The organism is Methylobacterium oryzisoli (assembly GCF_046557895.1).
GTDB classification, from domain to species: Bacteria; Pseudomonadota; Alphaproteobacteria; order Rhizobiales; family Beijerinckiaceae; genus Methylobacterium; species Methylobacterium oryzisoli.
This window is the reverse complement of sequence record NZ_JBKIBX010000048.1, coordinates 35,488-47,326: the sequence shown is the minus strand read 5'-3', so window position 1 is coordinate 47,326 and position 11,839 is coordinate 35,488. Positions and strand designations below refer to the sequence as shown.

Here is an 11,839-nt window from a genome sequence, read left to right as displayed (position 1 = left end):
TGGGGCGAGTTGCGGCCGACCGGCAGGGCGCCGGGCAGCGCCTCGGTCTCGAAGCCGTTGCCGAACCCCGACAGGTAGCCGGGATGGATCTGCGCCGCGGCGGTCGTGCCGGCGGGATCGAGGCGGCTGTGCTGGTTCATCGTCTGATCTCCCAGGCTGCGGGACAACTTAGAGCATTTTCCGACGAAGTGGATGCCGGTTCGCCGGAGAAGATGCGGCAAATCAAAGACTTAGAGCAGCGACCGGTTGCAACGCGATCGGGCGCTGCTCTAGCGCGTGAGCGTGCAGCCGCTCTCGCTTTCCGACCGGAACGCCTCCGCGGCCGCGATCGTGGCGAGCGGCTTGTAATAATCGTAAGGGCCCTTGCTCTCACGCGGCGCCTTCACCTCGTAGAGGGTGAGGTCGTAGAGGACGCGCCCGTCCGCCCGGATCGAGGCCGGATGCCCGAAATACGCGACCGGCAGCTTGCGCATCGCCTGGTTGACCGCGCCCGCCTCGTCGGTGCCGGTGGCATCCACGGCCTTCAGGTACTGGGTCACGGAGGCGTAGACGGAGGCCTGCTGCTTGGTCGGCATGCGGCCGGCCTTGGCGAAGAAGCGCTTGCCGAAGGCGCGCGCTGCCTCGTTCTGGTCCCAGTAGAAGCCTGTAGTGACCAGCAGCCCCTTGGCGGCGGGGAGCCCCACGCTGTGCACGTCGCTGAGGAAGACCAGGAAGCCGGCCACGCGCTGGCCGCTGTCGGTGATCCCGAACTCGGCCGCCTGCTTGATGGCGTTGATGGTGTCGCCGCCCGCACTGGCGAGCCCGATGACCTGCGCCTGCGAAGCCTGCGCCTGCAGCAGGTAGGAGGAGAAATCGGGCGTCGCGAGCGGGTGGCGCACGCTCCCCTTCAGGCTGCCGCCGGCGACCTTCACGGCAGACGTCGCGTCACGCTCCATCGCCTGCCCGAAGGCGTAATCCGCCGTGACGAAGAACCAGGACTTGTCGCCGGCCTTGGTCACGGCCTTGGCAGTGCCGCTCGCCAGCGCGAAGCTGTCGTCGGCCCAATGGGTCGAGTAGGGCGAGCAGAAGCGCCCCGTGAGGTCCGAGGCGGCGGCCCCGGCGATCAGCGCGGTCCGCTTCTTGTCGCGGGCGATCTCCAGCACCGCGAGCGCGACCGAAGTCACCGGCAGGTCGGCGACGGCATCGACCCCGTCGCGGTCGAACCACGCCCGGGCGATCCCCGAGCCGACATCCGGCTTGTTCTGGTGATCGGCCGAGACGATCCGGATCGGCTTACCCTTGACGCTGCCGCCGAAATCCTCCGCGGCCATCTCGGCGGCGAGCACCGAGCCCTTGCCGCCGATGTCGCTGAAGGGGCCGGACATGTCGGTCAGCACGCCGATCCTGACGACGTCGTCGGAGATCTGGGCGGCCGCTCGCCCGGCCGGCAGCACCAGGCCGAGGGCCGTCAGGGCGGCGCAGAGAAGCGGGGACGATTTTGGGGACATGGCACGTCTCTCCCGTGTCGGCACCGCATTCGTCCTGCGGGCCGATCGATGACTTGGATTTGCTGCAGCCGCCCTCGGGACGGCCCCGGTACGCGTCAGGCTTGACCGTCGTCCTGACCGGCCGGGCGCAGGGAGCGCCGCGCGAGGGCGATGGCCTCCGCCAGCACCTCCGGATCGCCCACCTCGTGGGCGAGGATCAGCACGAGCCGCGCGTTGAGCGCCGCGCTGTCCTCGTCACCGAGACCCTGGTGTCCGCGGATCAGGGCCTCGTAGACGCCGTCTGCCCGTCCGGCGAAGCCGTCGCCCTGTCTCAACAGCGTGCTCATCATGCAGCCTCCCGAACCGCATGGCCGGACCGGCCGCTCGCGCGGGCGAGCGCCTGGGCCACGAGCGTCGCGTCGGTCTCGGCGAAGCGGGCGGCGACGTGCGCGTCGGGCCGGATCAGATAGGTCGTGCCGGGCTTGGCGCCGTAGCGCAGGCCGGCGATGCCCTCGACATCGAGCAGCACCTCGGCCTCCGGCATCGCGAGCGGGCGGTCGGCCACGACGACGCACCGCAAGGCGGGCGTGAGTCCCGAGAGCCAGCTCAGGTCGGGTGCATCGCCGCCGGCGAAGACCATGAGAGTGAAGGGGCCGCCGAGCCGGTCGAGCAGCCAGCCGGGGCGACCGCTGCCGTCGACGACCGGTGCGTCCACGCAGGTGTCGCCGGGCCGCAGACCATCGACGTGCGGGATCGGATCCGGAGTCTGGAGCGAGAGGCCGGCGAGGCTGCACGGCCGCGACAGGCGCCCCGCATTGAGGAGCGCGCGGGCGAAGGGCGCCTCGGCGGCGAGCGCCAGCACCCCATCGCGAAAATGCCGCTCGGCCCGGGTCTTCGGGGTCATGAAGTTCGTGGTGCGGCTGGAATTCAGGATGTTCTCGTCCGCCCCGCGCCCGCGCTCCTCGTCGTAGGTCGCGATCAGGCTCTCGGGCGCCTCGCCCCGCAGCACCAGCGCCAGCTTCCAGCACAGGTTGTCCGCGTCCTGGATGCCCCCGTTGCCGCCCCGCGCCCCGAACGGGCTCACCACGTGCGCGCTGTCGCCGACGAAGACCACGCGGCCGTGCACGAACCGCTCCAGGCGGGCGCAGCGAAAGGAGTAGACCGAGCACCATTCCAGCGTGACCGGCGTCTCCGCGCCGATCACCGCCCGCACCCGCGGCATCACCCGCTCGGGCTGCTTCTCCAGCTCGGGGTCCGCATCCGGCCCGAGCTGGAAGTCGATGCGGAAGACGTCGTCCGGCTGGCGGTGCAGCAGCGCGCTCTGGCCGGCGTGGAAGGTCGGCTCGAACCAGAAGAGGCGCTCGGTCGGGAAGTCGGCCTTCATCTTCACGTCGGCGATGAGGAAGCGCTCTTCAAAGCGCTGGCCGGGGAAGGGCAGCCCCATGCGGGTGCGGGTGGGCGAGCGCGCCCCGTCCGCGGCGATGACCCACTCGGCGTCGATCGCGTAGGTGCCGTCGGGCGTCGCGATGGCGAGGCGCACGCCCTCCGCCGTCTGGGTCAGGTCCGCGACCGCGTTCTTCCAGCGCAAGTCGATCAGGTCGGGGAAGTCGGCGGCACGCGCGACCAAGTACTCTTCGGCGTAATATTGCTGGAGGTTGATGAAGGCCGGGCGGCGATGGCCGGTCTCCGGCAGCAGGTCGAAGCGGTAGAGTTCGTGGTCGCCGTGGAAGACGCGGCCGACGCTCCAAGTCACGCCCTTGTCGACCATGCGGCTCCCGACCCCGAGCCGGTCCCAGATCTCCAGCGTGCGCTTGGCCCAGCAGATCGCCCGGCTGCCGGTCGCGACGGTGTCGTCCTCGTCGAGCACCACCACCGGTACCCCGCGCTGGGCGAGGTCGATGGCGCAGGTGAGCCCGACCGGGCCGGCGCCGATCACGACGACGGGCCGGCGGCGGCTCTCCCCGATAAATTCGCCGGTCAATTCGGGCGGCGGCGCGTAGGCGAAGCGAGGCTGGGAGCTCATGGGCGTTTCCTGGTGGGACAGCGCCCGGTTGGTCCGGGCGTCTTCGGGGCGGCTCAGCCTTCGAGGGCGCGCCACATCTCCATGTCGCGCTCGGCGGTCCAGATGCGCGGCGTGTCGAGGCCCTTCGCCTCGTCGTAGGCGCGGCTGACGTCGAAGGGCATGCAGTGCTCGAAGATCACCCAGTGGCCGTAACGGGGCCGCATCTCGCTCATGGCCCGGTCGTACACGGCCTTGAGGTCGTGGCCGGCCGCGACGCCCTCGCGGGCGATGGCGTAGAGGTCGCGCAGGAAGGCGCGCGTGCCTTCCAGCCCCTCGCGGATCTGCTCAGGCGTGGTCAGCGCCTCGCCGCGGCCGGGCACCAGCGCCGTGGGCTTCAGCGCCTCCAGTCGGTCGAGGGTCGCGGGCCAATCTTGGAAATGCGCATCGCCGCAATACGGGGTGGCCCCGTACTCCACGAGGTCGCCGGAGAACAGGACCTTTTCCTGCGGCAGCCACGCGATCGTGTCGCCGGCCGTGTGGCCGCGCCCGGCATGGATGATCCGCACCTCGCGCGTGCCGAGCCACAGCGTCATCTCGCGGTGGAAGGTCAGCGTCGGCCATGTCAGGCCGGGGATCTCCTCCTTGCCGCGGAAGAGGCGGGGAAAGCGCTGGATCTCCGAATCCATGTCCTGCTGCCCGCGCTCGACGATCATCGCGCGGGCGACGTCGCTGGCGATGACGTTGACGCGGTCGGGGTAGCCGGCGACGCCGAGCACGCGCACCGCGTGGTAATGGGTCAGCAGGACGTGGCGGATCGGCTTGTCGGTGACGGCGCGGACGCGGGCCACGAGGTCGCCAGCCATGCGCGGGGTGGCGCGGGCGTCGATGACGAGGGCCGAATCGTCGCCCACGATCACCCCGGAATTCGGGTCGCCCTCGGCGGTGAGGGCGTAGACCCCCGGAGCGAGCTCCCTGAAGGTCTCCTGCTTCTCGACGAGATCGGCTTGGCTGGCGAATCCCTTGCTCATGCGGCGTGTCCTCCCTCGTGTGTCTCGAACCGAAGCGTGGCGTCCTGCCGGAGCGGCGCCCCGAGGAAGCTCACCCCAGCGCCATTGCAAATGCCGCTCGGCTGTGCTTGTTGCGAATGCAACCATCCCTAACCAGTTGCGACTGCAACCGTCAAGGGGGTGAGTGCATTTTCTCCGCATCCCCGATCCTTGACCGCCTCAAGCCGCCGAGCACCCCAGCGTATGGACCGATTGAACCTGCTCAGTTTCGTGCCGTTCCGGCTCAACCGGCTCGCGACCGAGTTCAGCAACGCGCTCGCGGCCGATTACGCCAGGTTCGGGATCGACATCCCGGAATGGCGCGTGCTGGCAACGCTCGGCCAGCACGACGGGCCGCGCAGCGCCAACTACGTCGTGCGCTGCACCCGCACGCACAAGTCGCGCATCAGCCGCGCGGTCGGCCAGCTCATCGAACTCGGCCTCATCGAGCGGCAGGACGGCAACGACGACAAGCGCGAGATCATGCTCCAGCTCACGCCGCGCGGGACGGATGTCTACCGGGAGCTCCTGCCCATCCTGCTCGCCCGGGAGGAGCAACTGCTCTCCTGCTTCGATCCCGCGCAGAGGCGCGACTTCGAGGACCTGCTGCTGCGCCTCGAAGACTCGCTCGGCCTGATGAACTGCCGGTCGGATCAGGGCTGATTCCCACCAGCACCACCCGCGTCGCCGACGCGGCTATGAGATCCCGATCCCTCTCCTTGGCCGTGGATGCCGTGTCACAGCCAGCCCCACCACCCTCGTCCTGATCGCATGGCGCGCATGGTGTTGCCCGGAACGGCCGGAGGCGCGCGCCATCAGGAGGACTGAAGATGGGAAGGATGGCATTCTCCGAGACGGGAGCAACCGGACCGGACACGACGGCGCGCCGCCGATCGCCAGAAGAGATGGTGCCGTCGCGCTACGCGCTGCGGATCGGCGAGATCGACGTCTTGGTGGTCAGCGACGGCGTGCTGCCCTTGCCGACCACGATGCTGGCACACAACGCCGAGCCGTCCGTCCGGGCAGCCTGGCTCGATGAGATGTTCCTGCCGCCGGACGCTTTCGATTGGCCGCTCAACGCGGTTCTCGTCCGCAGCGGAGGGCAGACCATCCTCATCGACGCCGGGCTGGGGCTCGACCCGGACCTGCACCTGCCGCGTGCCGGGCAACTGGTCATGCGGCTGGAGGCAGCCGGCATCGATCTCGGCTGCGTGACCGATGTGGTGCTGACCCACATGCACATGGATCATATCGGCGGGCTGCTCGTCGACGGGGTGAAGGACAGGCTGAATCCGGATCTGCGGATCCACGTGGCCGCCGCCGAGGTCGCGTTCTGGGACGCGCCCGATTTCTCGCACACCGCCATGCCCTCGGGGTTCCCGGACGCGCTCCGGTCGGCCGCCAAGCGGTTCACGAGAGAGTACCGAAGCGCATTGCGCCCCTTCGCTGAGGAGCACGAGGTGGCGCCGGGCGTCGTCGTTCACCGCACCGGCGGCCACACCCCCGGGCACAGCGTCGTTCGCCTGGCCTCGGGCAAGGACCGTCTGACCTTCGCCGGGGACGCCGTGTTCCCGGTCGGGTTCGAGCAACCCGACTGGCACAACGGCTTCGAGCATGATCCCGAGGAGGCCGCCCGCGTGCGGGTCCGACTCCTTCGGGAGTTGGCGGAAACCGGCGAGTGGCTGGTGGCGACGCACCTGCCGTTCCCGTCCGTCGGGCGGGTGGCGAGAGAAGGCGAGGCCTTCCGGTGGGTGCCGGCCTTCTGGGACTACTGATCTCTCGACCGGCCCGACCAGAGCAGGATCCGATCGCGGGGCGATCGGATCCTGCTCCAAACCTCTGATATCGCCGCATTTTCCGGGGCGAGCCTGCGCCGGCACGCGGAACGGGCGAGACGGCCCCACCGTCCTCCCGTTCACGGCCCGAACGCGGAGGCGACGTGCCGAAGCTTGTCGGGATTGCGCACCATGTAGATCGCGGTGATGCGCCCGTCCCTGACCTCGAGGGCCGTCGTCTGAAGCACGCCGCCGCGATCGGCGCTGACGTAGCCCGGCAATCCGTCGATGAGGGCGGTCCGCAGAAGGACGGGCTGGTAGTAGGCCTTGCCCGAGAGGCCGGCGAACAGCCGGATCAGCCGATCCATGCCGCGAATGATGTTTGGATAGGCGAGGACGCGGCCGCCGCCGTCCGAGCGGAGTTCGACATCGGCGGCGAGGAGCGAGGCAAGTGCCGCCGTATCGCCGTCGCGGGAGGCGGCGAAGAACGCGCGCGCGATGCGGTCTGCCTCGGCCGCATCCAGGCGGTAGCGCCGGCGTCCGGACTCGACGTGCTTGCGGGCGCGCACCGCGAGCTGGCGCACGGCCGCGGGCGCGCGACCGAGCGCGGCCGCCACCTCGGGCAGGGCCACCCCGAACACGTCGTGCAGGAGGAAGGCTGCCCGTTCGAACGGCGACAGGCGTTCCAGCGCCAGCATCAGCGTCATGGTCACGTCGTCGGTGACCGCCTCGTCCGGCTCGATCGCGCCCATCAGCGGCTCGGGAAGCCAAGCGCCCACATAGGTCTCGCGCCGGACGCGCGCCGATTTCATGTGGTCGAGGCACAGCCGCGTCACGATGCGCGTGAGGTAGGCGGCAGGCGACGCAACGCCGTCCTGAACGCCCGACCAGCGCAGCCATGCCTCCTGAACGATGTCCTCGGCCTCGCTCACCGAACCGAGCATGCGGTAGCCGAGGCGCAGCAACCGGGGCCGCTGCGCCTCGAATTCGGCGAGGCGCGCATCCTCGTGCGGGACGGGGGCGCCCGAAGATCCAGAGAGCATATCGGTGCTCCGTGGCGTCATCACGGAACAGTCTCGCACGCTGCACCTGCCAAGGCATGTCGGGATGCGTCCCCTTCGGGCGCCCTCTCGCGGGCCGCCCAGAGAACCAGCGCGGCCGCGATGATCGCCGGCAGCGACACGGCCGGAAAGTCGCGGGCCAGGGCGGACGGCGCACAGATCCCCACCAGCACCTCCCAGACGTGGAAGAGAGCGTGGCCGCCGAGCCAGACCGCGACGGCACCCCAGAGCACGATCCGCATCGCCCGCCGCACGACTCCCGCCAGCATCGCGCCGCCGAGCAGCACGAAGATGAGGCCGATGTCGCGCAGGAAATGCTGGTTGTAGGGGCCGGTGGTCGGCACCCCGGGCACCGTATCGTACCAGGCTGTCGGCGCGACGAGCATGAACAGGCCGTTCGCCGCCAGGGCGAGCCCGAACAGGGCCGCGCCTGCGAGGCAGGTCGACGAGGCGCGCATCAGGCACTCCTCCCGTTGCCGGACGACGCGGTCAGCCACGCATCGAACCGCGTCGGCATGATGCGCGCATCCGGTCCGGGCGTCAGCGTGGCGTCCGTGATCGGCATGCCGAAATAGGGGGCCGCCGGATCGACCACGATGCGGCGGGGATCGTCGCGGTGACCGAGCCAGGTGCCGACGAACTCGGCGAAAGGCGCGCGTTCCGGCCCGGCGATCTCGATGATGCCGTTCACCGGCCCGGCCAGCACCGCTTGTGCAAGCGCCTGCGCGACGTCGCGGGACGCGATCGGCTGCATGGCCGCCGACGAGAGGCGAACGATGTCGCCCTGGGTCCCCTCGTCCGCGATGGCGCCCATGAACTCGAAGAACTGCGTCGCGCGGATGATCGTGTGGGGGATGCCCGCCGCCGCGATCAGGTGCTCCTGCGCCAGCTTGGCCCGCAGGTAGGCCGGAGCGTACGGCCTGTCCGTGCCCACCACCGACAAGGCGACATGGTGACGAATGCCGGCGTCGGCTTCCGCCCGGAGGAGGTTGCGTCCCGAGGTCTCGAAGAAGGCCAGCACGGCCGCCGCCTCGAAGGAGGGCGAGTTCACGACGTCCACGACCGCATCGGCGCCCTGCAGCGCCCCGGCGAGTCCCTCGCCGGTGAATGTGTCGACGCCGGAGGCCGGCGAGGCGGGAACGGCCTCGTGGCCGAGGTTGCGCAGGTTCGCGACGACTTGGCGGCCGATCAGACCGGTCCCGCCGATGACGACGATTCTCATGATTGTCCCTCGTTGACATCGCGCCGGCGTGGAGGCCGGCTCCCGCTCTGACGAGGCGGCGGACGGTATCGTGACATCCGCAGGCGAGGGGCGTCCGGGATGGTCCGGCGCGGTGCTCCCCCCGACGCCGGTGATCATGGGGCGGGCAGCGTCACCGGCTCGTCGCTCGATGGCGCGGGGGACGCGGGTGACTCGTCGATGGTGGCGCACCCTCCGGCGGAGGCAGCCGTGCGCGACGACCGGCGAGAGGACCGGAACCGGGGATCGGCCGCGACGACGACACGGAGCGGTCGCACGGCGGGTCCGGGCACAGGGTGCCGGCCGCGGTGCTGAACCGCTGCGGCCCCAGCCCGCCACCATGATCGAAAGACGGTCTCTCCAGCGTCCGGCGGTCCAGCGTCGAGGATCCGATCAGCCGGTGAACGATCGACGAAAAAGGACCAGAGCCAAGGCCCTGGTCCTTTTGATCATCGGACGGTGATGGATGCTCCCGGGGACTAGAACGGGATGTCGTCGTCCAGGTCGTCGTAGCGCTTCTGCCCGCCGCCGGCCGGCGCGGGACGGCGCTCGGCCCCGGCGGAGCGGCCGCCGTTGCCGCGGCCGAAATCACCGCCGCGGCTGACCTGGCCGCCGCCCATGTCGTCGGCCCCCATCTCGGGCATCCCGCCCTCGGCGCCGCCGCGCCCGTCGAGAATGGTCAGCTCGCCGCGGAAGCGCTGCAGCACGATCTCGGTCGTGTACTTGTCCTGGCCGGACTGGTCCTGCCACTTGCGCGTCTGGAGCTGGCCCTCGACGTAGACCTTCGAGCCCTTGCGCAGGTACTGCTCGGCCACGCGGGCGAGATTCTCGTTGTAGATCACGACCGAGTGCCACTCGGTCTTCTCCTTGCGCTCGCCGCTCGCCTTGTCCTTCCAGGATTCCGAGGTTGCCAACCGCAGGTTGACCACCGGATCGCCGGAGGCGAGGCGGCGGGTCTCGGGATCGCGCCCGAGATTGCCCACCAAGATCACCTTGTTCACGCTGCCCGCCATCTCTCTCTCCTCACGCCGTGCATCTCTCTCGGGCTCACGCGCCCGGCCCCGACCGCGGACCGTCATGGGTCGCGCGAAGGTGAGCCGAGCGGGTCCGTCCCAGCAAGCGCGGCGGGCCGCCTGTACCCGCTACACACAGTGGGAAGGATCCGAGCATGTTCTATCTTTGTTCGCGCTGAAGCGCAAGGACCGGCGCGCGACCACCTGCTCACCGGGCGGTCCGCCGTGCGATCGACCTGATATCGATGCCGAAGCCAGCCGGTGATGGGGTCGGGCAGGCCGAACTCACCCGTTACCCGCCAAAACCGCTCGCGTGCCGTTGACAGGACCGGCGGCACCTAAGAAAAAGGCCACACGCGAGGTGTGGCCCAAGTCTAGGGAGGAAACGCCCAAAAGGGCAGCAGCAGGGCGACGCCATCGCCGTGCTGCATTGCAATAGATAGGCGGCACCGCTCGTCCCGATCAAGTACCCTAAAGTTGAAATTCGTGATTCCGCGCGTCGTGATGTAGCCGTGCCACAGCTCCGGCCGCAGCACCCGGTCATCCGCGCGGCCGCCGCGGAAACGAGGCCCGATCTCGTGCATTCCTGACGATGCGGGAGGGCAGGAGGAGCCGCCGTGACGACAGGGCCGACGATCGGGACGCGGGCGATCCGCGTGCGGGGTCAGGTGTTCCACCTCGCCGAGGCGGGGCCGGAGGACGGGCCGCTCGTCCTCCTGCTGCACGGCTTCCCGGAATTCTGGTACGGCTGGCACCGGCAGATCGGGCCGCTCGCGGCCGCGGGCCTGCGGGTGGTGGCGCCCGACCAGCGCGGCTACGGCCGCAGCAGCAAGCCGGAGGATCTGGCCGCCTACCACCTCGATGAGGTGGCCGCCGACGTGATCGGCCTCGCGGACGCGTTCGGCCGCACCAGCGTGCAGGTGGTCGGTCACGACTGGGGCGGCCTCGTCGCATGGCGTGCCGCAGCCCAGTATCCGGAGCGCATCGCCCGCGCGGCGATCCTCAACGCGCCCCATCCGGACGCCTTCGCGGCCTATGCCCGCCGCACCCCGAGCCAGGCCCTGCGCAGCGGCTATATCGGCGTCTTCCAGCTGCCCTGGCTGCCCGAGGCGCTGATGCGGGCCGGGAACTTCGCCCTGCTGCGCCGGGCGCTCACCGGATCGAGCCGCCCCGACACCTTCGATGAGGCGACGCTCGCCCGGTATGCCGAGGCCTGGGCCGAGCCGGGCGCCCTCACCGGGATGCTGAACTGGTACCGCGCCCTGCGCCTGCCCCGCCGGCCCTCGCCCGGGCCGGTGGCACCGCCCGTGCTGATGCTGTGGGGGCGGCGCGACGTCGCGCTCGAACCGAACCTCGTCGAGGAAAGCCTCGCCCGGTGCGCGGATGGGCGGGTGCACTGGTTTCCCGAGGCGACGCACTGGGTCCAGCACGAGGAAGCGGAGGGCGTGAACGCGCAGCTCGCGGCCTTCCTGACCGGGCGCGAGGCGCCTGTGATAGGGCGCGAGCCCGCCTGACCATTGTTGCCCGAAAGCGTCACTCGGCCGGCCGTCGCCCCGGCGCGGGTTGACCCCCCGGAGCGGCATCGGCCATCCCGGCGGCGAGCTGCCGCCGATCCGGGCGGCGCAACCTGCCGAGGGGAGGAGAGTGATGACGCCTCGAGTCCTGGCGCCGATCTGCGGCGCCGCCCTGCTGGCGCTGGCGCAGATCGCGCCGGCGCACGCCGTGAGCCTGCTCGAATCCGGACCGCTCGCCGACTTCCTGACGGTCTTCCGCCAGCAGGCGGTGCCGCGCCAGACGATCGGCTGGAACAGCCCCTACAAGGCCGGCACGGTGGTGATCTCCACCAATCAGCGCCGCCTCTACTACATCCTGCCGAACCAGGAGGCGATCCAGTACGGGGTCGGCGTCGGCCGCCAGGGATTTTCGTGGGCGGGCACCAAGACCGTGACGATGAAGAAGGAGTGGCCCTCCTGGCGTCCGCCCGAGCAGATGCTCAAGCGCCGCCCGGACCTGCCCCGCTACATGGCCGGCGGCGTCGACAACCCGCTCGGCGCGCGGGCGCTCTACCTCGGCTCGTCGCTCTATCGCATCCACGGCTCGAACGAGCCCGAGACGATCGGCGCGGCGGTGTCCTCGGGCTGCATCCGCATGACGAACCGCGACGTCATCGACCTCTACGGCCGGGTGAAGGTCGGCACGAAGGTGGTGGTGCTGCCGTAGGGCCGCGCGCGGCCCC

General features: G+C 70.4%; 13 protein-coding genes. 4 read left to right on the top strand and 9 right to left on the bottom strand.

Annotated features, from left to right (window positions below):
- From ACKUB9_RS29325 to ACKUB9_RS29305, 5 genes are all read right to left on the bottom strand, one after another.
- Positions 1-140 (bottom strand): homogentisate 1,2-dioxygenase (locus tag ACKUB9_RS29325; RefSeq protein WP_407529511.1); only part of this gene is annotated, 140 nt, incomplete at its 3' end.
- 129 nt (positions 141-269) lie between these two features.
- Positions 270-1,487 (bottom strand): ABC transporter substrate-binding protein, encoded by a 1,218-nt coding sequence (locus tag ACKUB9_RS29320; RefSeq protein ID WP_407529469.1) that lies wholly within the window; start codon positions 1,485-1,487, stop codon positions 270-272.
- A 95-nt stretch (positions 1,488-1,582) separates the two neighbouring features.
- Positions 1,583-1,816 (bottom strand): DUF2783 domain-containing protein, encoded by a 234-nt coding sequence (locus ACKUB9_RS29315; RefSeq protein ID WP_407529470.1) that lies wholly within the window; start codon positions 1,814-1,816, stop codon positions 1,583-1,585.
- A complete protein-coding gene (locus ACKUB9_RS29310; protein WP_407529471.1) occupies positions 1,813-3,489 on the bottom strand; it encodes an FAD-dependent oxidoreductase in 1,677 nt (558 codons plus the stop codon). Before ACKUB9_RS29310 ends, ACKUB9_RS29315 begins: the two co-directional genes overlap by 4 nt.
- A 53-nt stretch (positions 3,490-3,542) precedes the next feature.
- Positions 3,543-4,496 (bottom strand): MBL fold metallo-hydrolase, encoded by a 954-nt coding sequence (locus ACKUB9_RS29305; protein WP_407529472.1) that lies wholly within the window; start codon positions 4,494-4,496, stop codon positions 3,543-3,545.
- 222 nt (positions 4,497-4,718) lie between these two features.
- Here ACKUB9_RS29305 and ACKUB9_RS29300 point away from each other — a divergent pair, with 222 nt between their 5' ends.
- Positions 4,719-5,177 (top strand): MarR family winged helix-turn-helix transcriptional regulator, encoded by a 459-nt coding sequence (locus tag ACKUB9_RS29300; protein ID WP_407529474.1) that lies wholly within the window; start codon positions 4,719-4,721, stop codon positions 5,175-5,177.
- 176 nt (positions 5,178-5,353) lie between these two features.
- Entirely contained in the window at positions 5,354-6,289 is a 936-nt protein-coding gene (locus ACKUB9_RS29295; protein WP_407529475.1) for an MBL fold metallo-hydrolase, read from the top strand.
- Between the two features lie 140 nt (positions 6,290-6,429).
- Here the strand turns inward: ACKUB9_RS29295 and sigJ are convergent, their stop codons facing one another.
- From sigJ to ssb, 4 genes are all read right to left on the bottom strand, one after another.
- Positions 6,430-7,353, bottom strand: coding sequence for an RNA polymerase sigma factor SigJ (sigJ, locus tag ACKUB9_RS29290; RefSeq protein ID WP_407529476.1), 924 nt, complete (start codon positions 7,351-7,353; stop codon positions 6,430-6,432).
- Entirely contained in the window at positions 7,353-7,808 is a 456-nt protein-coding gene (locus ACKUB9_RS29285) for a hypothetical protein (RefSeq protein ID WP_407529477.1), read from the bottom strand. The genes sigJ and ACKUB9_RS29285 overlap by 1 nt, the downstream gene beginning before the upstream one ends.
- The gene (locus ACKUB9_RS29280; RefSeq protein WP_407529478.1) at positions 7,808-8,572 is read right to left on the bottom strand and encodes an SDR family oxidoreductase; all 765 of its coding nucleotides are present in this window, start codon (positions 8,570-8,572) and stop codon (positions 7,808-7,810) included. Before ACKUB9_RS29280 ends, ACKUB9_RS29285 begins: the two co-directional genes overlap by 1 nt.
- Before the next feature lie 497 nt (positions 8,573-9,069).
- Positions 9,070-9,603 carry a single-stranded DNA-binding protein gene (ssb, locus tag ACKUB9_RS29275; RefSeq protein ID WP_407529479.1) on the bottom strand — a complete coding sequence of 178 codons (534 nt, stop codon included), beginning with the start codon at positions 9,601-9,603 and terminating at the stop codon, positions 9,070-9,072.
- Positions 9,604-10,220: 617 nt separating this feature from the next.
- Here ssb and ACKUB9_RS29270 point away from each other — a divergent pair.
- Both ACKUB9_RS29270 and ACKUB9_RS29265 read left to right on the top strand, forming a co-directional pair.
- Positions 10,221-11,117: an alpha/beta fold hydrolase gene (locus ACKUB9_RS29270; RefSeq protein ID WP_407529480.1), complete on the top strand. Its 897-nt coding sequence runs from the start codon at positions 10,221-10,223 to the stop codon at positions 11,115-11,117.
- Between the two features lie 133 nt (positions 11,118-11,250).
- Positions 11,251-11,823, top strand: coding sequence for a L,D-transpeptidase (locus ACKUB9_RS29265; RefSeq protein WP_407529481.1), 573 nt, complete (start codon positions 11,251-11,253; stop codon positions 11,821-11,823).
- Positions 11,824-11,839 lie beyond the last annotated feature (16 nt).